Origin of the sequence: Streptomyces sp. NPDC096176, assembly GCF_044763255.1 — a bacterium.
GTDB lineage: Bacteria > Actinomycetota > Actinomycetes > Streptomycetales > Streptomycetaceae > Streptomyces.
The window spans coordinates 1,038-23,077 of record NZ_JBIWFV010000020.1 but is presented as its reverse complement, the minus strand read 5'-3'; the positions used below and the strand labels follow the sequence as shown (position 1 = coordinate 23,077).

Annotated in this window: 17 protein-coding genes and 1 pseudogene; 5 read left to right on the top strand and 13 right to left on the bottom strand. The window is 72.4% G+C overall.

Annotation, left to right across the window (positions count from 1 at the left end):
• Positions 1–42: 42 nt before the first annotated feature.
• The 3 genes from ACIQ7Q_RS33330 to ACIQ7Q_RS33320 all read right to left on the bottom strand — a co-directional run bounded on the left by ACIQ7Q_RS33330 (position 43) and on the right by ACIQ7Q_RS33320 (position 5,187).
• Positions 43–2,082, bottom strand: a complete 2,040-nt coding sequence (locus tag ACIQ7Q_RS33330) for a tetratricopeptide repeat protein (protein WP_403870787.1) — start codon at positions 2,080–2,082, stop codon at positions 43–45.
• A 737-nt stretch (positions 2,083–2,819) separates the two neighbouring features.
• On the bottom strand, positions 2,820–3,446 hold the full coding sequence (locus tag ACIQ7Q_RS33325) for an NUDIX domain-containing protein (RefSeq protein WP_403870644.1): 627 nt from the start codon (positions 3,444–3,446) through the stop codon (positions 2,820–2,822).
• A gap of 88 nt (positions 3,447–3,534) precedes the next feature.
• Positions 3,535–5,187 carry a CTP synthase gene (locus tag ACIQ7Q_RS33320; protein ID WP_403870641.1) on the bottom strand — a complete coding sequence of 551 codons (1,653 nt, stop codon included), beginning with the start codon at positions 5,185–5,187 and terminating at the stop codon, positions 3,535–3,537.
• Positions 5,188–5,689: 502 nt separating this feature from the next.
• On the opposite strand from ACIQ7Q_RS33320, the gene ACIQ7Q_RS33315 reads away from it, so the two are divergent.
• Together ACIQ7Q_RS33315 and ACIQ7Q_RS33310 are read left to right on the top strand one after the other, a co-directional pair.
• Positions 5,690–7,492: a glycoside hydrolase family 15 protein gene (locus ACIQ7Q_RS33315; protein ID WP_403870784.1), complete on the top strand. Its 1,803-nt coding sequence runs from the start codon at positions 5,690–5,692 to the stop codon at positions 7,490–7,492.
• 48 nt (positions 7,493–7,540) lie between these two features.
• A complete protein-coding gene (locus ACIQ7Q_RS33310) occupies positions 7,541–9,163 on the top strand; it encodes a PucR family transcriptional regulator (protein ID WP_403870639.1) in 1,623 nt (540 codons plus the stop codon).
• 473 nt (positions 9,164–9,636) lie between these two features.
• Here the strand turns inward: ACIQ7Q_RS33310 and ACIQ7Q_RS33305 are convergent, their stop codons facing one another.
• The 5 genes from ACIQ7Q_RS33305 to ACIQ7Q_RS33285 form a co-directional block, all read right to left on the bottom strand.
• Complete coding sequence (locus tag ACIQ7Q_RS33305; protein WP_403870636.1) at positions 9,637–10,719, bottom strand: glycosyltransferase family 4 protein; 1,083 nt, start codon at positions 10,717–10,719, stop codon at positions 9,637–9,639.
• A gap of 141 nt (positions 10,720–10,860) precedes the next feature.
• Positions 10,861–12,603, bottom strand: coding sequence for a DNA repair protein RecN (gene recN, locus ACIQ7Q_RS33300; protein WP_403870633.1), 1,743 nt, complete (start codon positions 12,601–12,603; stop codon positions 10,861–10,863).
• 77 nt (positions 12,604–12,680) lie between these two features.
• Complete coding sequence (locus ACIQ7Q_RS33295) at positions 12,681–13,610, bottom strand: NAD kinase (protein ID WP_403870630.1); 930 nt, start codon at positions 13,608–13,610, stop codon at positions 12,681–12,683.
• Positions 13,607–14,422, bottom strand: coding sequence for a TlyA family RNA methyltransferase (locus tag ACIQ7Q_RS33290; protein ID WP_403870627.1), 816 nt, complete (start codon positions 14,420–14,422; stop codon positions 13,607–13,609). Before ACIQ7Q_RS33290 ends, ACIQ7Q_RS33295 begins: the two co-directional genes overlap by 4 nt.
• Before the next feature lie 7 nt (positions 14,423–14,429).
• Positions 14,430–14,675, bottom strand: coding sequence for a hypothetical protein (locus ACIQ7Q_RS33285; protein ID WP_403870624.1), 246 nt, complete (start codon positions 14,673–14,675; stop codon positions 14,430–14,432).
• A gap of 43 nt (positions 14,676–14,718) precedes the next feature.
• Here ACIQ7Q_RS33285 and ACIQ7Q_RS33280 point away from each other — a divergent pair, with 43 nt between their 5' ends.
• Entirely contained in the window at positions 14,719–15,066 is a 348-nt protein-coding gene (locus ACIQ7Q_RS33280) for a sterol-binding protein (protein WP_403870621.1), read from the top strand.
• Positions 15,067–15,146: 80 nt separating this feature from the next.
• On the opposite strand, the gene ACIQ7Q_RS33275 is transcribed toward ACIQ7Q_RS33280, so the two are convergent.
• The 4 genes from ACIQ7Q_RS33275 to ACIQ7Q_RS33260 form a co-directional block, all read right to left on the bottom strand.
• Positions 15,147–15,953: an ABC transporter ATP-binding protein gene (locus ACIQ7Q_RS33275; RefSeq protein ID WP_403870781.1), complete on the bottom strand. Its 807-nt coding sequence runs from the start codon at positions 15,951–15,953 to the stop codon at positions 15,147–15,149.
• A 77-nt stretch (positions 15,954–16,030) separates the two neighbouring features.
• Positions 16,031–17,077: a FecCD family ABC transporter permease gene (locus tag ACIQ7Q_RS33270; protein ID WP_403870618.1), complete on the bottom strand. Its 1,047-nt coding sequence runs from the start codon at positions 17,075–17,077 to the stop codon at positions 16,031–16,033.
• Entirely contained in the window at positions 17,077–18,012 is a 936-nt protein-coding gene (locus ACIQ7Q_RS33265) for a FecCD family ABC transporter permease (RefSeq protein ID WP_403870778.1), read from the bottom strand. Before ACIQ7Q_RS33265 ends, ACIQ7Q_RS33270 begins: the two co-directional genes overlap by 1 nt.
• A 177-nt stretch (positions 18,013–18,189) precedes the next feature.
• Positions 18,190–19,218 carry an HAD hydrolase-like protein gene (locus tag ACIQ7Q_RS33260; RefSeq protein WP_403870615.1) on the bottom strand — a complete coding sequence of 343 codons (1,029 nt, stop codon included), beginning with the start codon at positions 19,216–19,218 and terminating at the stop codon, positions 18,190–18,192.
• A 72-nt stretch (positions 19,219–19,290) separates the two neighbouring features.
• Between ACIQ7Q_RS33260 and ACIQ7Q_RS33255 the strand changes: the two genes are divergently transcribed.
• On the top strand, positions 19,291–20,571 hold the full coding sequence (locus tag ACIQ7Q_RS33255) for a DUF1015 domain-containing protein (protein WP_403870612.1): 1,281 nt from the start codon (positions 19,291–19,293) through the stop codon (positions 20,569–20,571).
• Positions 20,572–20,675: 104 nt separating this feature from the next.
• Here ACIQ7Q_RS33255 and ACIQ7Q_RS33250 read toward each other — a convergent pair whose 3' ends face one another.
• Positions 20,676–21,419 carry a hypothetical protein gene (locus ACIQ7Q_RS33250; RefSeq protein ID WP_403870609.1) on the bottom strand — a complete coding sequence of 248 codons (744 nt, stop codon included), beginning with the start codon at positions 21,417–21,419 and terminating at the stop codon, positions 20,676–20,678.
• A gap of 333 nt (positions 21,420–21,752) precedes the next feature.
• On the opposite strand from ACIQ7Q_RS33250, the pseudogene ACIQ7Q_RS33245 reads away from it, so the two are divergent.
• Positions 21,753–22,040: pseudogene (locus ACIQ7Q_RS33245) on the top strand (hypothetical protein); the annotation flags it as partial.

Below are 22,040 nucleotides of genomic sequence, written 5' to 3'. Positions count from 1 at the left end.
AAAGCATTAATCTTCCAGGGAACCGCCACGGATTTCGTAGGTTCAATCCTCCGTTTCGAGCATTCTCTTCGCTGCCGCACGGTGCAGCCCCGCAGCCGCCGGGTCGCCGAGCCTGTCGAGCGTGTCGGCCAGCCTGAGCTGCAGCGCGGCCTGCAGCCGTACGTCGCCGGCCCGGCGCGCCCACTCCACCGCCTCCTGGCACGTGCGCAGCGACTCCTCGTGCCGGCCCGCGTACTCCTGGACGCGGGCCGCCTCGCTCAACGCCCGCGCGTGGGAAAGCAGATCGCCGACCTTGCGGTGGCCCGCGGCCGCCGCCCGCCAGTTGCGCAGCGCCTCGCCGTACTGCCCCGCGTACGTGTGCACGGTGCCGAGCCGGCCGTACAGCCGAGCCTCGTCGGCGCGCTCCCCGCGCGCCTGACGCTGCGCGAGAGCCCGGCCGTACCAGTCGGACGCCCGCTGCCAGTCCCCGATCTCCTGGTACGCGCCACCTACGGATTCCATCGCGCGGCTCGTCGCGTACGGATCGTTCGCGGCACGTCCCGCGTCGAGAGCGGCCCGGTAACGGGCCAGCGCGTCCCCGGTGCGGCCGGTCTGTGCGTCGAGGTCTCCGAGATTGAGCAGCGCGGCGGCCTGCTCACGGTGCAGGCCGCGGCGCTCCGCGACATCGAGGACCAGCTGATGCAGCCCGTACAGTTCGGAGGCCGCCGCCTCCGTGCCCCAGTGCGCGACCAGCGCCCTGACCAGGGCGGCCACCAGCCTGCGCGCCAGGGTGTCCAGCTCACCGTCCTCGACGGCGAGGCGTGCGGAGGCCAGCAGCTCGGCCTGCCGGGCACGCAGCCATTGCTTGGCCTCCCATGCCGAGGTGAAGCGCAGCGCCCGGGGAACCGCGGCAAGCTTCTTACGGGCCGGGGAGTCCTCCGGCTCGGTCGCCGCCCGGCACGCGTGAAGCCTTCGTACGGTCCGCTCCAGCATCCTCGCCCGCGCGAGCTGCACCTCGGCGGGCCGGTCGGTCGCCACCAGCAGCGCCCGCAGCAGCGGCGCGAGCGCGCCCGGCACCTCGAAGCAGTCCTCGCGGTGCCGGACCAGCCCGAGAGCGGCGAACCTCTCGAGGGCCTCCTGCCCGGCCGGCACGGAGCAGCCGGCCAGCGCGGAGGCGGTGTGCGCGTCCGCCAGCCCGGCGGGAGCGAGCGCCAGCAGCCGCAGGGCCCGCGCGGCGGACTGCGGGAGGGACTCGTACACCAGTCGGAACGCCCGCTCCAGCGGCCTGGCCCCGGCGGGCTGCTCCTCGTCCGGCGGCAGACCACGGAGCCGCTTTGCCGCGTCGGCGACCGAGACATTGGGGCGGGCCGCGAGCCAGCCGCCCACCAGGACCAACGCGGCGGGCTGGCCGCCGCACTCCTCGGCGACGGCCTCCGCCGCCTGCGGGTCCACCGTGATCCGCACGGACCCGGTGAAGGTGGTGAGCAGCTCGATCGCGGACTTCGCGTCCATGCCGCCGAGCGTGCACGGCCGTACGTCGGGGATACCGGTGAGCGGGCCCCGGGAGACCGCCACGACGAGGCAGTCGGGGTTCTGCGGCAGCAGCAGGTCGACCTGCTCCGCGTCGGCCGCGTCGTCGATGAGGAGCAGGACCCTGCGTGCGGCGAGTGCCCGACGCACCATTTCGGTCAGCTCGTCGTCGCCGGCGCCGGGCGGCGAGGCGATGCCCAGCCGGTCGAGCAGCCCGCGGGCCGCCTCCTCCATCGGCACCGGCCGCCCGCCGGGCTCGGTGAGCCGTACCCGCAGCACGCCGTCCGGACAGCGCCCGCCGACCCGGCGGACCAACTGCTCCGCCAGCGCGGTACGCCCCGCGCCGGGGCGCCCGGCGATCAGCAGCACACGGGCGCGCGGCGCCTTGCGCCCGGCGAGCGTGTCGAGCCCGGCACGCTCGATGTCGGCGAGCAGCGCCTTGAGCTCCCGCTCCCGCCCGAAGAAGGGCCCCCCGCCGGGCGTGGGCTGCGCCTCGGGCCGATCCCCGGGGCGGGCGAGACCGGCGGCAGTCGACGCGACCCCGTCCGCACCGCCGTCGTCCCGACTCTCCAGCCCTTCCCGCCCGCCCGCGGCACCACCCTCGGAGGGCTCCCCCGTCCCGTCCCCAACTCCGGTGTCCGGCGCGGGCGTTACGTCCAGTCGGTCGCTGAACTCCGCGTCGCGGTCCGACTCGGCCCGGTCGTGGGCGCCGGCCCGTTCGGACGAGGCCGCCTCGTCGAAAGCGCCGGCCCGGTGATCCGACCGAGCCCGGCCCCCGACGTGCTCGTCCGAAGCGGCACCGTCGAGAGAGCCTGCATCGTCGCGAGCGCCGGTCCGGTCGTCCGCGACGGCCCGACCATCGGCGCCGGCCCGGTCGTCACACTCGGCCCGGTCCCCGATGTGCTCGTCCGAAGCGGCCCCGTCGAGTGAGTCGTCATTGTCCGCGCCGGCCCGGCCGCCCGCGCCGGCCCGATCATCGGCACCGGCCTGGTCGTAGGCGTCGGCGCGCTCCTCCGCAGCGGAAACCTCGGGCGTCGGGGAGCCGTCGCGGGGCCCGTCTCCAGGTGCGGGGAGGACGGCGATGTGCTCGGGTGGGGCCGGCCGGTCGGGGCCGTCCAAGTCCAGCGCCTGATCCGTCACGGGCCACGCTCCACTCCGCCGTGCACGAGCCGAGCCCGCCGGGGCTCCGCACGGGCCATTCGAGCGTAGTTCACGCTCTGCGACGATCCGTGCAGAGCACGGCGGCGCCATCGCCCGATCGGATCAGCCGATCGTCACACCACGTACGCCATCCGTGCCGTTCGGGGCGCTCACGCCTCGAACGGCCGCGCGGGCCACGGCGCTTCCGCCGGCCGCAGCGCGTCGAAGCCGTGGCCGCCGCGAGCCGCGACCGCCGACAGGACGCCGACGACCAGGCAGGTGTTGTGGAGGTCGCCGGCGAGCACCCCCCGTACGAGTTCGTCGAGCGGCACGCGTGCCAGCTCCATGTCGGCCTCCTCCTCGGCGACCTCGAACCGTTCGCCATCCGCAGCCGACAGATCGCGGGCGAGGAAGATCCGCACGGCCTCGTCGCAGCCGCCGGGGGTGGTGTAGACGTCGGTCAGCACCCGCCAGTTCTCCGCCTTGGCGTGCGCCTCCTCGTACAACTCGCGCTGCGCGGCGTGCAACGGGTTCTCGCCGGGCACGTCCAGCAGTCCGGCCGGGATCTCCCACAGCTTCTGGCGGACCGGGTGCCGGTACTGGCGCAGCACGAGGACGCGGTCTTCGTCGTCGATGGCGAGCACGGCCACGGACCCGGGGTGGACCTGGTAGTCGCGCTTGACGACCGTGCCGTCGGGCATGACGACATCGTCGGTGCGGACGCTGGTCTTGTTGCCCCGGAACGGCGTTTCGGTCGCGGTGACCTCCCACTGCTCAGGCATGTCCTTGATGGCCATCGAAAAGCGTCCTTCCACCCACACACAACGGAAACCGGGGTACGAACCTTCGCAGGTCCGTACCCCGGTCAACCGTATCGCCTGTGCGTTACGCGCCCGACTGCTGCCGCTGCACGGCCGCCTTCACCAGTCCGGCGAAGAGCGGGTGCGGCCGGGTCGGCCGGGAGCGCAGCTCCGGGTGGGCCTGGGTGGCGACCAGGTACGGGTGCACCTCGCGCGGGTACTCGACGTACTCGACGAGCTTGTTGTCGGGGGACGTGCCCGAGAAGAGGATGCCCGCCTTCTTCTCCAGCTCCGCGCGGTAGGCGTTGTTGACCTCGTAGCGGTGACGGTGGCGCTCCTCCACGTACGGCTGGTCGTCGTAGACCTCGCGCACGATCGACCCCTCGGCGAGCTTCGCCGGGTAGAGGCCGAGCCGCATCGTGCCGCCCAGGTCGCCGGCGCCCTCGACGTATGCCAGCTGCTCCTCCATGGTGGAGATCACCGGGTGGGAGGTGGCCGCGTCGAACTCGGTGGAGTTGGCGTCGGGGATCTCGGCAAGGTTGCGCGCGGCCTCGATCACGATGCACTGCAGGCCCAGGCAGAGGCCGAGCAGCGGGATCTTGTTCTCGCGGGCGTACTGGATCGCGCCGACCTTGCCGTCGACGCCGCGCTCGCCGAAGCCGCCCGGGATGACGATCGCGTCGACGTCGCCGAGCTGCTTCTGCGCGCCCGCCGCGGTCTTGCAGTCGTCGGAGGTGACCCACTTGACCTTGACGCGGGCCTTGTTGGCGAAGCCGCCGGCGCGCATCGCCTCCGTGACGGAGAGGTAGGCGTCGGGCAGGTCGATGTACTTGCCGACGAGCGCGACGTCGACCTCGTGGTCGGGGTTGTGGACCCGGTCGAGCAGGTCCTCCCACACCGTCCAGTCGACGTCGCGGAACGGCAGGTCGAGCTTGCGCACGACGTAGGCGTCGAGGCCCTCGGTGTGCAGGACCTTCGGAATGTCGTAGATCGACTTGGCGTCGATGGCTGCGACGACGGCGGCCTCGTCGACGTCGCACATCAGCGAGATCTTGCGCTTGATCGCGGTGGGCACGTCACGGTCGGCGCGCAGCACGATCGCGTCGGGCTGGATACCGATGTTGCGCAGCGCGGCGACCGAGTGCTGCGTCGGCTTGGTCTTCAGCTCGCCGGACGGGCCGATGTAGGGGAGCAGCGAGATGTGGACGACGAAGACGTTGTCCCGGCCGACCTCGTGACGGACCTGGCGGACGGTCTCCAGGAACGGCAGCGACTCGATGTCGCCGACCGTGCCGCCGACCTCTGTGATGACGACGTCGACGTCGTCGGTCGCCATCCGGCGGATGCGGGACTTGATCTCGTTGGTGATGTGCGGGATGACCTGCACGGTGTCACCCAGGTACTCACCGCGCCGCTCCTTGGCGATCACCTGCGAGTAGACCTGGCCGGTGGTGACGTTGGCGGAGCCGTCGAGGTCGACGTCGAGGAAGCGCTCGTAGTGGCCGATGTCCAGGTCGGTCTCGGCTCCGTCGTTGGTGACGAACACCTCACCGTGCTGGAACGGGTTCATCGTGCCGGGGTCGACGTTCAGGTACGGGTCGAGCTTCTGCATCGTGACCCGCAGGCCCCGTGCCTTGAGCAGCGCGCCCAGGCTGGAGGCCGTGAGGCCCTTGCCGAGGGAGGAGGCGACACCCCCGGTGACGAAGATGTGCTTGGTCGTCATGGATTTGGGCGGCATCGCCAAGAGGGGGCTCCCGTGGTCGCGAAGTGAGGTGCGTGCCGGCTGCCGTCCCGGATTCGGGGGTGCCGTCGCTGCGGTTTCGGGGCCTTCCGGCCACCGGTCCACGGGGTACCAGGGTATCAGCGACGGCGATGGCCCGCCTCCGGCCACGCCAGCGCACGCGCCCCGCCGGTGCCGGAGGTACGGTGACGACAACACTCGGGAACCGCTCCACGCCGCCCACCTGCCGCTCACCCGTTCGGCGCACCTGTGTTGCCGGGACCCCCATACAGATCATTGACGTGCGTCGTATCCTGCTCGGACACTCGCTGCCGAGTCGGACCCGTGAACGGCATCTTCCCCAGACCGTCACCCGGCATTCGGCGCCCCCCACCAGGCAAGTGGCACAGCCTCCCGCGTGGTGTTTTTGGGGTCGTCGCGGCTCGTCAACGACCCTGGACCGCAGAAACCGCAGTAAGCGCCCCGCGGGGCGGACGTGGCCGTTCGACTGGAGATGCACGTGGCCGGGCGCATCGAGGATTACGCACTCATCGGAGACATGCAGACCGCAGCACTGGTCTGCAGGGACGGCACAGTCGACTGGCTGTGCCTGCCCCGCTTCGACTCGCACGCCATCTTCGCCGGGCTGCTCGGCACCGACGAACACGGCTTCTGGCGGCTGGGCCCGGCGTACGGCTCGCATGCCCACGCGCCGGTCGCGACCCGCCGCAACTACCGCGGCGACTCCCTCGTCCTCGAATCCGAGTGGGACACCCCGCGCGGCACGGTGCGTGTGACCGATTTCATGCCGCCGCGCGACGGCGCGCCGCAGCTGATCAGGATCGTGGAGGGCGTCTCCGGGCGAGTGCGGATGCGCTCCGCGCTGCGGATGCGGTTCAGCTACGGGCGCGTGGTGCCGTGGGTGCACAAGGTCGACAGCCGCACGGTAGCCGTCGCCGGGCCGGACTCGGTGTGGCTGGACACCGATGTGGACACCTACGGCAAGGACCTCACCACCTACTCGGACTTCACCGTCGGCCCCGGCGACCGGATCGCTTTCACGCTCAGCTGGCAGCCCTCGCACAAGGAGCCCCCGGCCCTCCCGGACCCCGAGGGCTCGCTGGAGGCCACCGCCGAGTTCTGGCGCGAGTGGGTCGACCACTGCACGTACCACGGGCCGTACCGCGAGGCCGTGGTCCGCTCGCTGATCACGCTCAAGGCCCTCACGTACGCGCCGACCGGCGGGATCGTCGCCGCGCCCACCACGTCGCTGCCGGAGGAGATCGGCGGCGTCCGCAACTGGGACTACCGCTACACCTGGCTGCGCGACGCGGCGATCACCCTCTCCTCGCTGCTGCGCACCGGCTACCGCGAGGAAGCCCGCGCCTGGCGCGAGTGGCTGCTGCGTGCGGTCGCCGGCGACCCCGAGAACCTGCAGATCATGTACGGCATCGCGGGCGAGCGCGAGCTCGGCGAGGCCGAGCTCGACTGGCTGCCCGGCTACGAGAACTCGGGCCCGGTCCGCGTCGGCAACGGCGCGGCCCACCAGCTCCAGCTCGACGTCTACGGCGAGGTCACCGAGGCCCTGCACCTCGCCCACATGACGGGCCTGGCGCGCAACGACTACGCCTCGCTGCTCCAGCTGAAGCTGATCCGCTACCTGGAGAATCACTGGGACCAGCCCGACGAGGGCATCTGGGAGGTCCGCGGACCGCGCCGGCACTTCGTGCACTCCAAGGTGATGGCATGGGTCGCCGTCGACCGCACCATCAAGCTCATCGAGTCCGGCGACGCGGACGGACCGCTGGACCGGTGGCGGGACCTGCGCGACGAGATCCACCGGGACGTCTGCGAGAAGGGCTACGACCCCGAGCGCAACACGTTCACGCAGTCGTACGGCTCGAAGGAGCTGGACGCCTCCCTGCTGCTGATCCCGCAGATGGGCTTCCTGCCGCCCGACGACAAGCGGGTCATCGGCACCATCGAGGCGATCCAGCGCGAGCTGTCCACCGACGACGGCTTCATCCTGCGGTACCCCACCGAAGGCAGCCACGAGGGCGTCGACGGTCTGCCCGGTGACGAGGGCGCGTTCCTGGCGTGCTCGTTCTGGATGGCGGACGACCTGGCGATGATCGGGCGGGTCGACGAGGCCCGGCGGCTGTTCGAGAAGCTGCTGGGGCTGCGCAACGACCTCGGGCTGCTCGCGGAGGAATGGGACCCGAGGCTGCAGCGACAGGTGGGGAACTTCCCGCAGGCCTTCAGCCACGTCCCGCTGATCGACACGGCACTGCGCCTCACCGCATCCGGCGCCTACGGCGGCTAGGAGGCTGCGGTTGTCCTTGGAAGAGTCGCCCCGGTAGCGTCGTCAGCCATGGAAACGCAGGGCGGCATCACCGTGCAGCGGGCACTCGAACTGCCCGGGCTCCGCAGTGGACTGCCGGAGGTGCTCGCCGGGTCGGACCGGCTCGACCGCACGGTGCGCTGGGTGCACGCGGGCGAGGTGCCGAACATCGCCTCCCTGCTCAAGGGCGGCGAACTGCTCCTGACGACCGGCCTCGGCCTCGGAACCCGCCCGGCGGAGCAGCGCGCCTTCGTGCACCGGCTGGCCGAACGCGGCATCGCGGCGCTCGTGGTCGAACTGGGGCCCCGTTTCTCGCGGCTGCCGGCCACGATCGTGGAAGCGGCGCGCGCGGCCGGGCTGCCTCTGGTTCAACTGCACCGCGAGGTTCCGTTCGTGACGGTGACCGAGGAGATCCACACCGAGATCGTCAACGGCCACTACGCGCTGCTGCAGCAGGCCGAGGAAGTGCACCGGCGCTGCACCGAGGCCCTGCTCGGCGGCGGCGGAATCCCCCAGGTGCTCGGCATCCTGGCCGCCTTCACCGGCGACCCGGTCTTCCTGGAGACACCCGACGGACAGCTGCTCTACGCGGCCGACCTTCCGGGCTCCGAGCCCGCGCCCGCCGACCCGCTGCAGGTGTGGGAAGGGCTGCGCGGCGGACGCCACGAGGGTCCACCGGCGAACGCCGTCCTCGTCGACGTGCCGGGCAGCGGCCGCGGCACCGGCGCGGTACGGGCCCGGCTGGTGCTGCTGGCGGTCTCCTCCCCCCTGCTGCCCGTGCACCGGATGGCGGCGGAACGTGCGGCGGGCATCCTCGCCGTGGTCCTGATGCAGGCGCGCCAGGAGGAGGAGCTCGCGGCCCGCGGGCGCGGAGACTTCCTGACCGACCTGGCCGAGGGCCGCATCGCACCCGAGGACGCGCCCGCCCAGGCGCGGGTCCTCGGCTTCAAGCCGGGCACGGGGCCGCTGCTGCCGGTGGTGATGCGGCTCACGGCCGAGCTGACTCCGACCGGCAACTGGGCGGTGCTCGCGCGCGCCGTGTCGGAGGAACTGTCGTCCCTCGGAGTGCCGGTGCTGCTCGGCGTACGGCCGGTGGAGGGCCGTGTGCCGCTCCTCGTCGGGCTGCGCACGGAGACCGACCGGCCCGTCGTCGCGGACCGGGTCGCGGAGGCGCTGCGCGCCGGCGTGGAACGGGCCGGGCTGGAACGCGCGGGATCGCATCCACCGGTCGTCGTGGTCGCGGCCGCCGGAGGCTGGGCCGCGGCGAGCGCGGCCCTGCGCCACGCGGCGGAGACGGCGACCGCCGCGCAGGGCCTCAGCGGCCGGCCCTGGTACGACGCCCGCCGCCTCGACATCGACCTGCTGCTGTGGCGCCTGCGCGAGCACCCCGACCTGGCGGCGTTCGTGGACCGCGCGATCGGCCCCCTGCGGGCCCACGACGCGGCCTCCCGCCCGCCGCTGCTGCCGACGCTGGAGACGTATCTGGCCCACGCGGGCCGCAAGGCGGAGACCGCCCGCGAACTCCACCTGAACCGCCAGACGCTGTACAACCGGCTGGCCCGGATCGGCGAGCTCCTGGGCACGGACCTGGAGGACCCGGAAACGGTCCTGGCCCTGAGCCTGGCGCTGCGGGCCCGCCGCCACACGTCGTGACGGTGGTGCACGCCTGGAGGGGCGGCGGGTGGATGGCCGCTGCGCGGGGCTGTTCCCCACCCCGCCCCTTCCCGCTGTACCGATGTGCGGCTCCGCCGCGTGGCGGGCCGGCCCCGGAGCCGTACCGCGCTCCGCGCGGTGTCCTCAATCCCCCTACGGCCTGTCAGCCGTGGGAGGTGTCCCCAGACGGGCTGAAAATGCCGCTGCGCGGCATCCAGCCGCTCCGGCGGGCTGCTCAAGCCCCGTCGGCGTTTGAGGTGCGGGGGTCCGGGACGGAGCCGACAAACCCCGCAAGCTCCCACCCCACCGGCCAGACCCCCCGGCCGGCGATCGAAGCCCGGGGCCCGGGACAGCGCCCCGGCAAGACCGGCAAGCTCCAGCCTCGCTGGGAGCACCTCACCGCCGCCAGGCTGTAGGGGAGAGCGAGGCGCAGGCGCACGGGGGCAGCGCCCCGGACAGGCACCGCGCCGTGGCTACGCCACCGCCAACTCGTCGTACACGCTCAGTACCTGCGCCACCGTCTCGTCCTCCGTCGGCCACGTCCCCGCCTGCGCCCGCCCCGCCTCCGACAGCCACTCCCGTCGCGCCGGGTCGGACAGCAGGCGGGTCACCGCCGACGACAGTGCAGCCGCGTCTCCGTACGGCACCAGCTCCGCCGCTTCGCCGACCAGTTCCGGCACTCCGCCGACCGCCGTCGCGACGAGCGGCACGCCGAGCCGCAGCGCCTCCTGGGCGAGCAGCGAGCGGGACTCCCAGCGGGAGGGCAGGACCGCGACGTCCGCCGCCGCCAGCAGCTCGGTGACGTCGTCGCGTCGCCCCAGCAACCTGACCTGCAGACCCTCGTCGGCGATGCGGCGCCGGAGCGTGCCCCGCTCGGGCCCCTCACCGGCGATCATCAGCATCGGCGCCGGATCGAGGTCGCGCCAGGACCTTGCGGCGTCCAGCAGCGTTCCGTAGCCCCGGTGTTGCTCGAGGCGGCCGACGGCCATGAGCAACGGTCGTTCGACCACGCCCAGTTCGGCCCGGAGTTTGCCGTGCCCGGCGGCGGGCAGCGTAAGGGGCGTCGGCGTGGCGGCGGGAGCGAGCCTGGCGTCGCGCGCGCCGCCGGCCCGTGCCCGGTCGACGAGTTCGGAGCACGTGCCGAAGACAACCGCCGCCGCGCGTACGGCCCTTCGCTCGAGCAGTCGCAGGACCGCTGCCCGCGCGCCCTCGTCGTGGGTCCTCGTGTGCCAGGTGACGACGAGCGGGACGCGGCGGCGCTGTCCGGCGAGGGCGAGCGCGGCGCGTACGGCGGCGTACAGTCCGTGTGCGTGCACCACGTCCGCCCCGGCGCAGGCCGCGCGCAGCGCGCCGACCGCCGCCGGGTCGCTACGGCGCGGGACGGGGGCGAAGTGTGCGCCGGCGCCCGCGAAGTCGTAGGCGCGGTCGATGTCGGCGGGCGCGCACACCGTCACCCGCACGCCCCGCGCCACCAGCCCGGCGGCCAGCGACCTGACGTGCGCGCTGCTGCCCGCACTGCCGCCACCCAGCACTTGGACCGTACGCAGCTGTGTCACCCGCCAAGGATGCCAGTCCGTACGGACGTTCCGGCACCGACCCGGTTGTCGTGCGTGGACACACAGCCGGTCCAGCACACCGGGATCACCCACACGGGTGGTTTGTGAGACGAGTGCTCTCGCGCAGGACGTCCGCAGGTCCTAACCGTCCGCGCGAGCCGTCGCCAGCAGTTCCTCCGCGTGGGCGCGGGCCGTCTCCGAGTTCTCCTGGCCCGCCAGCATCCGGGACAGCTCCCGGACCCGGTCCTCGCCCTCGAGGACCGTGACACCGCTCCGGGTGACCGTTCCGTCGTGCGTCTTCTCGACCAGCAGCTGGCGGTCCGCGAACGCCGCCACCTGCGGCAGGTGCGTCACGACCACCACCTGCGCCGACTTCGCCAGCTTGGCGAGCCGCCGGCCGATCTCGACCGCCGCCTTGCCGCCGACGCCCGCGTCGACCTCGTCGAAGAGGTACGTCGGCACCGGGTCGGTCCCGGCGAAGACGACCTCGACCGCCAGCATCACGCGCGACAGCTCACCGCCCGACGCGCCCTTGGCGATGGGCCGTGGGGGCGCGCCCGGGTGCGGGGCCAGCAGCAGTTCGACCTCGTCGACGCCGGAGGGCCCGTACGCCACCGGCCGCCCGTCGACCACGACGCCTTCCGGATCCTCCGTCTGACGGATCGCGAACGACACCCGGGCGTGTGGCATCGCGAGCGACGCCAGTTCCTTCGTCACCGCCTCGGCGAAACGTGCCGCCGCCTCGGTGCGGGCGTCCGTCAACGCCTGGGCGAGACCGGACAGTTCGTCCCGCAGAGCGTCACGCTCCGCCGTGAGCTCGCCGATGCGGTCGTCGTCGCCGTCCAGCTCGGTGAGCCGGCTCGCGCCGTCCTCCGCCCACGCCAGCACGGCGGTGATGTCCTCGCCGTACTTGCGTGTCAGCTGCGTCAGCGCGGCCCGGCGCTCCTCCACCGCGGCGAGCCGCAGCGGATCGGCGTCCAGGTTGTCGGCGTATCCGGCAAGCTCACCCGCCACGTCGCCGAGCAGGATGGAGATCTCGCCGATGCGGTCCGCCAGCGCCGCCAGCGCCGGGTCGTGGGAGCGTACGGCGTCCAGGGCCCGCCCTGCGGCCGCGACCAGGGTCGTGGCGTCGACGACCTCCGGGTCCTCCGGGTTGCCCGCAAGCCCGGCGTGTGCGACGGAAGCGGCGGACGCCAGGGCCTCGGCGTGGCCGAGCCGCTCCGCCTCCGCCGCGAGCTCCACGTCCTCGCCGGCCAGCGGCTCCACGGAAGCGACCTCGTTCAGCCCGAACCGCAGCAGATCCGCTTCCTGCGCCCGTTCACGCGCGCGGGTGGTGATCTCCTCGAGCTCCGCGCCGACGGCACGCAGCCGCCGGTAGGCGGCGGCGTACTTGGCGTGCGGGCCGCTCACGGCGTCGCCGGCGTACCGGTCGAGGGCCTCCCGCTGCCGTGCGGGCCTCAGCAGGCCCTGCTGGTCGGTCTGGCCGTGAACGGCGACGAGCTCGTCGGCGAGCTCCGACAGCATGCCCACCGGCACCGAACGGCCGCCGATGTGGGCGCGCGAGCGCCCCTCCGCGGAGACGGTACGGCTGATGAGCAGTGTGCCCTCGTCGAGCTCTGCCCCGGCCTCCTCGGCCCGCAGCGCGGCCGGCGCGTCGGGTGACACGCTGATCCGGCCCTCCACCACGGCCGACTTCGCGCCGATCCGCACCAGGGCGGGGTCGGCGCGCCCGCCGAGCAGCAGCCCCAGGCTGGTGACGACCATGGTCTTGCCGGCGCCTGTCTCGCCGGTCACCGCGGTGAATCCGGGCGACAGCTCGACAACAGCGTCGTCGATGACCCCGAGTGACCGTATCCGCATCTCCTCCAACACGGACACGACCATACGAGGTCCGGGGCCCGGTGTGCGACGGGCCCCGGTCTCCGATTCACTCTCCCGGGCTTTCCCCCGCCCCCGGGGCCCTAGTGAGGGGCTCCGCGCCACCCGGCGACGGGGAGGGCGAACTTGGCCACCAGCCGGTCGGTGAACGACGCGTGGTGCAGTCGGGCGAGTCGTACGGGCACGGCGCCCCGACGGACCTCCACGCGAGCCGCGTGGGGGAGTTCGACGGTCCGGCGCCCGTCGCACCACAGCACCCCGTGGGGGGTGTGCGGCTGCACCTCGACCGCCAGCACCGACGTCGGCGAGGTCACCAGCGGCTTCGCGAACAGCGCGTGGGCACTGATCGGCACCATCAGCAGCGCCTCGACCTCCGGCCACACCACCGGGCCGCCGGCGGAGAAGGCGTAAGCCGTCGAGCCGGTCGGGGTGGCGCACACGATGCCGTCGCAGCCGAAGCCGGTGGCGGGGCGGCCGTCGATCTCGAGGACGACCTCGAGCATCCGCTCGGGCGAGACCTTCTGCACGGCGGCCTCGTTCAGCGCCCAGTCGCGGTGCACCACATCGCCGTTGGTGCGGACGACGACGTCGATGGTCATGCGTTCCTCGACCTCGTACGCGCGGCTGACGACCCGGTCGACCACCTTGTCGAGGTCGTCACGTTCGGCCTCCGCGAGGAAGCCGACCCGCCCCAGGTTGACGCCGAGCATCGGCACCCCGGACGCGCGCGAGAATTCGGCGCCGCGCAGCAGCGTCCCGTCGCCGCCGAGGACGATCAGCAGTTCGCAGCCGTCGAGGACCTCGGGGGTCGCCTCCACGACGGTCTCCACCGAGTCCGGCAGCGGCAGGTCGGCCGCCTCCGCCGCCAGCACGCGCACGCCGATGCCGCTGCGCAGCAGCCCCTGGACGACGAGTTCGGCGCTTCGGATGGCCGCCGGCCGCCCTGTGTGCGCGAGCAGGAAAACAGTACGTCTCGACGTGGTGCCCGGTGTCGATTCTGATGTCGTGGTCAACGAGGTCCCTCCGCCACTGCACGGTCGACGTCCGCCGGATCGAGCTCGGGCGCCCCGGCCCGAAGCCACAGAAAGTATTCGACGTTCCCGGAGGGTCCCGGTAGTGGGCTGGCGGTGACGCCCCGTACTCCGAGCCCGAGCTCCCCCGCGCGGCGCGCCACGGCGCGTACGGCTTCGGCACGCAGTTCGGGGCTGCGCACCACTCCCCCGCTGCCGAGACGCTCCTTGCCGACCTCGAACTGCGGCTTGACCATGAGCACGAGGTCCGCGTCGGGTGCGCTGCAGCGCACCAGCGCGGGCAGCACGAGCCCGAGCGGAATGAAGGAGAGATCCCCCACCACAAGGTCCACCGGCACTCCGTCGATCGTCTCCAACGTCATTTCACGCACGTTGGTACGGTCTTTGACGGTGACACGTTCATCACTCTGCAAGGACCAGGCCAGCTGGCCGTAGCCGACATCCACGGCGACGACATGCGCGGCGCCGGCCCGGAGCAGTACGTCGGTGAACCCGCCGGTCGACGCACCGGCGTCCAGTGCCCGCCTCCCCTCGACCTTCAGCCCGAGCGGGAGGAACGCGGCGAGCGCGCCCGCGAGCTTGTGCCCGCCGCGCGAGACGTAGTCGGGGTCGCTCTCGTCGGATGCGACGACGATGGCGGCACTCGTCTCGACCTGAGTGGCGGGCTTGTTCGCCGTGTTGCGCCCGACGGTCACCCGGCCCGCCGCGATCAGCTGGCTCGCGTGCTCGCGTGAACGAGCGAGCTTCCGGCGTACCAGCTCTGCGTCGAGACGGCGGCGGGCCACTCCTGCCACGTTCGGTTCAGCTCCTGTGATTGTGCGATTCATGAGTGTCGAGTGAGGTCAGCGCATCCCGCAGGCCCCGGTGTACATCCTCGTACACCTCGAGGTGTCCGTCCGCAGCGAGGTGGTCCACATCGGCCAGCCGCTCGAGCAGCACGTCGACCCCGGCGCTGCCGGTGGGTTCGCGCTGCACGCCCAGCGGCGCGGGGTCCGGCGCGCCGCCGTCGGGTTCCTGCGGACCGGGGGCGGGCATCGAGTCACTCATGGCCCAGACGCTACCGCGAAGCCCTGAGGTACCGTCGCTGCCGATGGCCACCACGCAGGAGTGCCGCGGCGCACTCGACAGACTCTCGGACAATCTGGCGACGGCGAACGGCAACGTACGGGGTGCTGCCGCCCTGGACCGTTCCCTCAGCTGTCACATCACGGACCTCGACGTCACCTTCATCGGCCGCCTCGAATCCGGCCGGATCGAGGTGACGGACACCGCGGCGGGCCCCCCGCGGGAGAAGGCCCAGATCCGCCTGGCGATGATTGGCGACGATCTGGTGTCGATGGTCGCCGGCGAACTGAACTTCGCGAAGGCGTGGGCGACGGGCCGAGTCCGCCTGGAGGCGGGCTTCCGCGACCTCCTCCGTCTGCGCTCGCTGCTGTAGTCCGCCAGGTTCGAGCTTCGCCGGCGCTTGAGGCGCGGGGCGGAGCCCCCGAACAAGCCCGCAGGCGCCACGTGCCCCCGCTATGCCGCCCCCAGCGCCGCCCGCGCCCTCCGCGACGCCGGAATCACCAGCGGCGTCCCCGACTCCGGATCCTCGATGATCTGGCTCCGTACCCCGAAGACCCGCTCCACCAGCTCCGCCGTCACCACCTCCGCCGGCGACCCCTCCGCGACGACCTCGCCGTCGCGCAGTGCGACGAGGTGCGTGGCGTAGCGGGCGGCCTGGTTGAGGTCGTGGAGTACCGCCACCAGCGTCCGTCCCTGCGACTCGTGCAGTTCGGCGCACAGGTCGAGGACCTCCAGCTGGTGCTGGATGTCGAGATATGTCGTCGGCTCGTCGAGCAGCAGCAGCGGCGTCTGCTGCGCGAGCGCCATCGCGATCCAGACCCGCTGACGCTGCCCGCCGGACAGTTCGTCGACATAGCGATCCGCCAGTTCGCCGACCCGCGTCGCCGCCATCGACTCCTCGACGATCCGCTCGTCCTCCGACGACCACTGCCTCAGCAGCCCCTGGTGCGGATAGCGGCCGCGGGCCACGAGGTCGGCAACCGTGATGCCGTCGGGGGCGATCGACGACTGTGGCAGCAGCCCGAGCGTCCTGGCGACCTTCTTCGCGGGCAGGGAGTGGATGGCCTGGCCGTCGAGGAGCACCCTGCCCTGTGAGGGCTTGAGCATGCGGGAAAGGGCACGCAACAGGGTGGACTTCCCGCAGGCGTTGGGGCCGACGATGACCGTGAAGGAGTTGTCGGGTATCTCCACCGACAGGTTCTCCGCGATGACCCGCTGGTCGTAGCCGAGGGTGACCGATTCGGCGGTGAGGCGCTGCATCGTCGTCGTACTCCTGGAATTCCTGGTGGTTGAGGTGACGGTGGCGTCGGCGGCCGGCCGTGCCGTCATGGGCGGCGTCATATCCGGCCCGCCTTGCGCTCGGTGACGAGCAGCCAGAGCAGATAGCCGCCGCCGAGCACGGCCGTGACCACGCCGACCGGCAGCATGCGGTCGCCGAAGGCGTTGGTGGCGACCCAGTCCGCGACCAGCAGCAACGCCGCGCCCATCACCGCGGCCGCGGCCAGGTTCGGCCCCGGCGAGCGGGTCAGCCGGCGCGCGAGCTGCGGGGAGCTGAGCGCCACGAAGGCGATGGGGCCGGCGGCGGCCGTGGCGACCGCGATGAACAGCACACCGGAGCCCATGAGCACGACACGGGTGCGCTCCACCGGAACGCCCTGCGCATACGCCGCGTCGTCGCCCATCTCCAGCATCCGCAGCGGCCGTCCGTGCGCGAACACGAGCGGCATCAGCACGGCGCACAGACCGGCGAGCGGCCAGACCTGCGCCCAGTCGCGGCCGTCGAGCGACCCGGTCATCCAGAGAGTGGCCCTGGTCGCGTCCACCAGGTTGGCCTTGGTGATCAGGTAGTGAATCAGCGCGGTGAGCATGGCGGCGACACCGATACCGACGAGCACCAGCCGGAAACCGTGCACGCCGCGTTTCCACGCCAGCGTGTAAACGGCGATACCGGTGACGACTCCCCCGGCGACTGCGCCGCCCGCGACGGCGAGCGAGCCGCCCTGGAAGAGCACGATCACGCCGAGCGCGCCGACGGTCGACCCTTGCGAGAAGCCGATCACGTCCGGGCTGCCGAGCGGGTTGCGTGACAGGGACTGGAAGATCGCGCCGCTCAGCGCGAGTGACGCGCCGACGAGGATCGCCACCAGCACGCGTGGCATCCGGACGTCCTGGACGATGAACTCCTGTGCCGCGGTGCCGTTCCCGAGCAGTGTGTCGACCACCTCGCCGAACGACATCGGGAAGTCGCCGCTGCCTATGAGCACGACCGAGACGGCCGCGGCGGCTGCCGCGAGCACCAGGAAGACAACGGCCGCGCGTGGCTCGATCCGCACGGACACCCCGCCGGGCGTGCGTATCGCCCGCACGGACTTCACGGACCTCATCACAGCTTGGCCATCCTCTTGCGGCGTACGAGTTGGATGAAGACGGGCCCACCGATCAGCGCGGTCACGATGCCCACCTGCAGCTCGGACGGGCGGGTGACGACCCGGCCGACGACGTCCGCGCCGAGCAGCAGGACGGGCGACAGAACCGCCGCGTAGGGCAGGATCCAGCGCATGTCGGGCCCGGTGATGGCGCGGACGACGTGCGGAATCATCAGTCCCACGAAGACGATCGGTCCGCAGGCCGCGGTCGCGGCCCCGCACAGCAGGGTGATCGCGGCCATCGACAGGACGCGGGTGCGGGTCAGGTGCGCGCCCAGGGAGCGGGCGGTCTCGTCGCCCATCTCCATGGCGTTCAGCGGCCGGGCCAGCAGGAGCGCGAGCACCAGCCCGACAGTGATGAACGGAACGATTCTGCGGATGGTCTCCATGTCCGCGGAGGCGAGCGAGCCGACCGTCCAGAAACGCAGACGGTCCAGCGCTGCCGCGTCCAGCAGCTGAACGGCGTTGATGTAGCCGTACAGTGCCGCCGTCGCGGCGGTCCCGGCGAGCGCGAGCCGTACCGGGGTGGCGCCGCGGCTGCCGCCGAGCGCGTACACGGCGGTGGACACGACGGCGGCGCCCAGGAACGCGAACCACACATACCCGGTGAGCGAGGTGACCCCGAAGAAGCTGATGGCTGAGACGACGGAGGCCGAGGCGCCGGCGCTCACGCCCAACAGCCCCGGTTCCGCCAGCGGGTTGCGGGTCAGCGCCTGCATCACCGCGCCTGCGACCCCGAGCGCCGCGCCGACGGTGAGGCCGAGCACCGTCCGCGGCACGCGTACGTCCCTGATGATCACGTCGTTGCCGGAGCCCGTGTTGTGGAACAACCCGTCCCAGACGTCGGCGAGCGGAATCGACTTGGCGCCCACGGCGATGCTCGCGACGCACATCAGCAGCAGGACGCCGAACGACACCAGCAGCCCGGTGGCACGCAGGGCGTGGCGCTTCGGGCTCGCAGGTGCGGATATGGGCTCCGCGCTCCGGTTCGGGGGACTGTCAACCAACACGCGGTTAGGTTAGCCTACCCTCCCAAATTTCTCGGTCGGGCGTCCTGGGGGCAGAGCCGACTACAACCCCAGCCTGGCCAGCGCCTTCCCGGCGTCGAGCGGGCAGGAACCTTCCCCCGCGCTCGTCCACGCCACCCCGCACAGCGCCCGCAGCCCGTCCATCGGCTCGCCCTCACCTTCCAGCGTCAGCTCCTGACCCTGCGCGGCAGCGGTCCATCCGCCGCACCGGAACGCACCGTCCGCTTCGGCCACTTCGGGCTGCCCGGTGAGCATGCCCCGCAGATCCGCGTCCACATAGGTCGGCCGGTGCTGCGGCACGGCCGCCAGCAGCTGCGCCGCATCCGTCACGCCGGTCAGCACGAGCAGGGAGTCGACGCCTCCGTTGAAGGCGCCCTCGATGTCGGTGTCCAGCCGGTCCCCCACGACCAGCGGCCGCTCGGCCCCGGTCCGCAGGATCGTCTCCTTGTGCATCGGCGGCAGCGGCTTGCCCGCGATCTGCGGCTCGGCCCCCGTGACGATCCGTACGACCTCGACCGCCGCGCCGTTGCCCGGCGCGATGCCCCGGGCGCTGGGGATCGTCAGGTCGGTGTTGGACGCGAACCACGGCACACCGCCCGCGATCGCGTAGCAGGCCTCGGCGAACCGGCCCCACGCCAGGTCCGGGCCGCCGTACCCCTGGACGACCGCTGCCGGATCGTCGTCCGCCGACTCCACCGGCTCGAGACCTCGCTCGCGCAGGGCGACCTTCAGTCCCTCCCCACCGATCACCAGGACCCGCGACCCGGCGGGCACCTGCTCCGAGATCAGCCGGGCCACGGCCTGCGCCGAGTTGATCACGTCACCGGCCTCGGTCGGAATGCCGAGCTCGGTCAGGTGACCGGCGACGACCTCGGGGGTGCGCAACGCGTTGTTCGTCACATACGCGAGGTGCATGCCCTGCTCGCGGGCCGTGGCCAGCGACTCGACGGCGTGCACGATCGCCTGCCCGCCGGCATACACCACACCGTCGAGGTCGAGCAGGGCCGTGTCGTACGCCTCGCTCAGCGCCCGCGCGCTCCCGCTCGGCCGGTTCATACCCTGCTGGCTCATTCGTTTCCGCTCCTCGCTCGGGTCCACTCCCCCGATCATCGCGCATGGCCCTTGGCCGCATACGATGCCCTGATGAACAACGAAGGTCCTGCGGCCAATGGCGGTCTGCATCTGATCCCGTTCCGTGGACTGCGCTACGTCCCCGAGCGGGTCGGCAGTCTCGCAGCCGTGACCTCGCCGCCGTACGACGTGATCGTCAGGCCCGACGGCCTGCACCACCTGGAGTCGGCGGACCCGCACAACATCGTGCGGCTGATCCTGCCGCAGGCGACCACCGCGGAGGACCGCCACAGCCAGGCCGCCCGGACGCTGTCCCGCTGGCTGTCCGATGGCATCCTCGCGGCGGACGACAAACCCGCGCTGTACGTGTACGAGCAGCGCAAGGGCGACGTCCTGCAGCGCGGCGTGATCGGGGCGCTGGCTCTCACCGAGCCGTCCGACGGCGTCGTCCTGCCGCACGAGGACGTGATGCCGGACATCGTCGCGGACCGCGCCGCCCTGATGCGGACCACCGCGGCGAACCTGGAACCGCTGCTCCTGACCTACCGCAGCACCGGCAATGCCGTCGGCGCGACCGCCGTCATCGAACGCACCATCCAGCGCTCGCCGTTGCTGTCCACCACCACGGAGGACGGCTTCAGCCACCGCCTCTGGTGTGTCACGGACGCCGGCGAACTGGCAGAGATCCACGACGACCTGGGACGCCACCAGGCGATGATCGCGGACGGCCACCACCGATGGGCGACGTACCTCCGGCTGCGGGGAGAACACCCGTCACCGAGCCCCTGGAACTACGGCCTGGTGCTGCTCATCGACACCACCCGCTACCCCTTGCAGGTGCGGGCGATCCACCGTCTGCTGCGCCGCCTTCCGGTGGCGGACGCGCTCAGCGGTCTGGCCGGCTCCTTCCGCGTGCGGCACCTCGACGTCCCGCTGACGCAGGCCCTGGACGCGCTGGCCGAGGCGGTCGCGGAGGGCAACGCGTTCCTCCTCGCCGGCGACGGACGCTTCCATCTCGTCGACCGGCCCGACGCGGGACTGCTGAACCGCACAGTGCCTGTCGGCCGCCCGGAGGCCTGGCGCACGCTCGACGCAACGGTGCTGCACTCCACGCTGCTGGAGCACATCTGGCAGATCCCCGACGCTCCCGAGCACATCACCTACATCCATGACGCGGAGGCAGCCGCCACCCAGGCCGAGCGCGTCGACGGCACGGCGGTGCTCATGCATCCGGTGCAGGAGGAGATCGTCAGGAAGCTGGCGATCGCGGGCGTCACGATGCCGCGCAAGTCGACGTCGTTCGGACCGAAGCCGGCGACGGGGCTGGTCCTGCGGAGCCTCACGCTGGACTGACGGCGACGGACGCCACGCCGTCGGAGGCGGACATGAGTGGGGGCGGCACCCGGTCCACGGGTGCCGCCCCCACTCATGTACAGCCGAGCTGCGGCCGGTGTCGGCTACTCGCCGGGACGCCCGTCCGGGTCGGACGTCGGCTGGGCGTCGGTGTCGACGTCCTTCACCTCGCCGCTGCCGGTGTCGGTGTTGTCGCCGCCGTCGTGCTCGTCATCCTGCAGGGCGTCGACGAACTCGACACCGTCCAGCTCGGCGAGCCGGTCCGACGCGTCGGTGGCGCCGTCCTTGTCGGCCTCGATCGCCTTGGCGAACCACTCCCGGGCCTCGTCCTCGCGGCCGGCCGCAAGAAGTGCGTCGGCGTACGCGTAACGCAGCCGGGCGGTCCAGGGCTGAACGGAGCTGGAGGCCAGCTCGGGGCTCTGCAGGGTCACGATGGCGGCGTCCAGCTGCCCCATGTCCCTGCGCGCTCCGGCCGCGACGAGCCGCATCTCGACCTGTCCCGCCTTGTCGAGCTTCTGCACCTCGGGCTCACCGGCCATCGCCAGGGCCCGCTCGGGCCGGCCGAGCCCGCGCTCGCAGTCCGCCATGACGGGCCACAGCTCCACGGTGCCGGTCATCCGCCGGGCCGCACGGAACTCGGCCAGCGCCTCGGAGTACTTCTGCGTCGCGTACGCGGCGAAACCGGCCGCCTCACGCACGGCGGCGACACGGGACGCGAGACGCAGCGCGATGCGGGCGTAGGCGTAGGCCTTCTCGGGGTCCTCGTCGATCAGGTTGGCGACCATGACGAGGTTCTTCGCGACGTCCTCGGCAAGGCCCTTGGGCAGGCTCTGCAGCTCCTGCCGCACGTCCTTGTCGATCTCGTCGCCCGTGACGTCCTCGGGAATCGGCAGACGCTTGATCGGCTCGCGGTCGGGACGGTCCCGCTCGTCCCGGCGGCCGTAACCTCCGCGGTCGCCGCGGTCGTCACGGGAACCGCGGTAGCCACCACGGTCCCGGTCACGGTCGTCGCGGCGGGGGCCGCGGAAGCCGCCCCGGTCGTCGTCCCGGCGGCCGTAGCCGCCACCGGAGCGGTCATCGCGACGAAAGCCACCGCCGGCAGCGGGCGCCGGGCGGCCACCACGGTCGTCACGTCGGTCGCCACCGCGATCGTCGCGGCGGTCGTCACGGCGGAAACCGCCTTGGCGGTCGTCGCGCCTGTCATCACGGCGATCGTCGCGCCGGTCGTCACGGCGGTCGTCTCGGCGGAAACCGCCCTGCCGGTCGTCGCGGGGGCCACGGTAGCCACCGGGGCGCTCGTCACGACGATCGTCACGCGGACCACGGAAGCCACCACGGTCGTCGTCCCGACGGAACCCACCCTGCCGGTCGTCACGCCTGTCATCACGGCGATCGTCGCGCCGGTCGTCACGGCGGTCGTCTCGGCGGAAACCGCCCTGCCGGTCGTCGCGGGGGCCACGGTAGCCACC

Bases quoted from the DNA above. Each gene is read 5' to 3' on its own strand.
- ACIQ7Q_RS33325 (WP_403870644.1), bottom strand. From the start codon at position 3,446: ATGGCCATCAAGGACATGCCTGAGCAGTGGGAGGTCACCGCGACCGAA.
- ACIQ7Q_RS33320 (WP_403870641.1), bottom strand. From the start codon at position 5,187: ATGCCGCCCAAATCCATGACGACCAAGCACATCTTCGTCACCGGGGGT.
- ACIQ7Q_RS33310 (WP_403870639.1), top strand. From the start codon at position 7,541: ATGGAAACGCAGGGCGGCATCACCGTGCAGCGGGCACTCGAACTGCCC.
- recN (WP_403870633.1), bottom strand. From the start codon at position 12,603: ATGGTCGTGTCCGTGTTGGAGGAGATGCGGATACGGTCACTCGGGGTC.
- ACIQ7Q_RS33285 (WP_403870624.1), bottom strand. From the start codon at position 14,675: ATGAGTGACTCGATGCCCGCCCCCGGTCCGCAGGAACCCGACGGCGGC.
- ACIQ7Q_RS33280 (WP_403870621.1), top strand. From the start codon at position 14,719: ATGGCCACCACGCAGGAGTGCCGCGGCGCACTCGACAGACTCTCGGAC.
- ACIQ7Q_RS33275 (WP_403870781.1), bottom strand. From the start codon at position 15,953: ATGCAGCGCCTCACCGCCGAATCGGTCACCCTCGGCTACGACCAGCGG.
- ACIQ7Q_RS33270 (WP_403870618.1), bottom strand. From the start codon at position 17,077: ATGAGGTCCGTGAAGTCCGTGCGGGCGATACGCACGCCCGGCGGGGTG.
- ACIQ7Q_RS33265 (WP_403870778.1), bottom strand. From the start codon at position 18,012: ATGTGCGTCGCGAGCATCGCCGTGGGCGCCAAGTCGATTCCGCTCGCC.
- ACIQ7Q_RS33260 (WP_403870615.1), bottom strand. From the start codon at position 19,218: ATGAGCCAGCAGGGTATGAACCGGCCGAGCGGGAGCGCGCGGGCGCTG.
- ACIQ7Q_RS33255 (WP_403870612.1), top strand. From the start codon at position 19,291: ATGAACAACGAAGGTCCTGCGGCCAATGGCGGTCTGCATCTGATCCCG.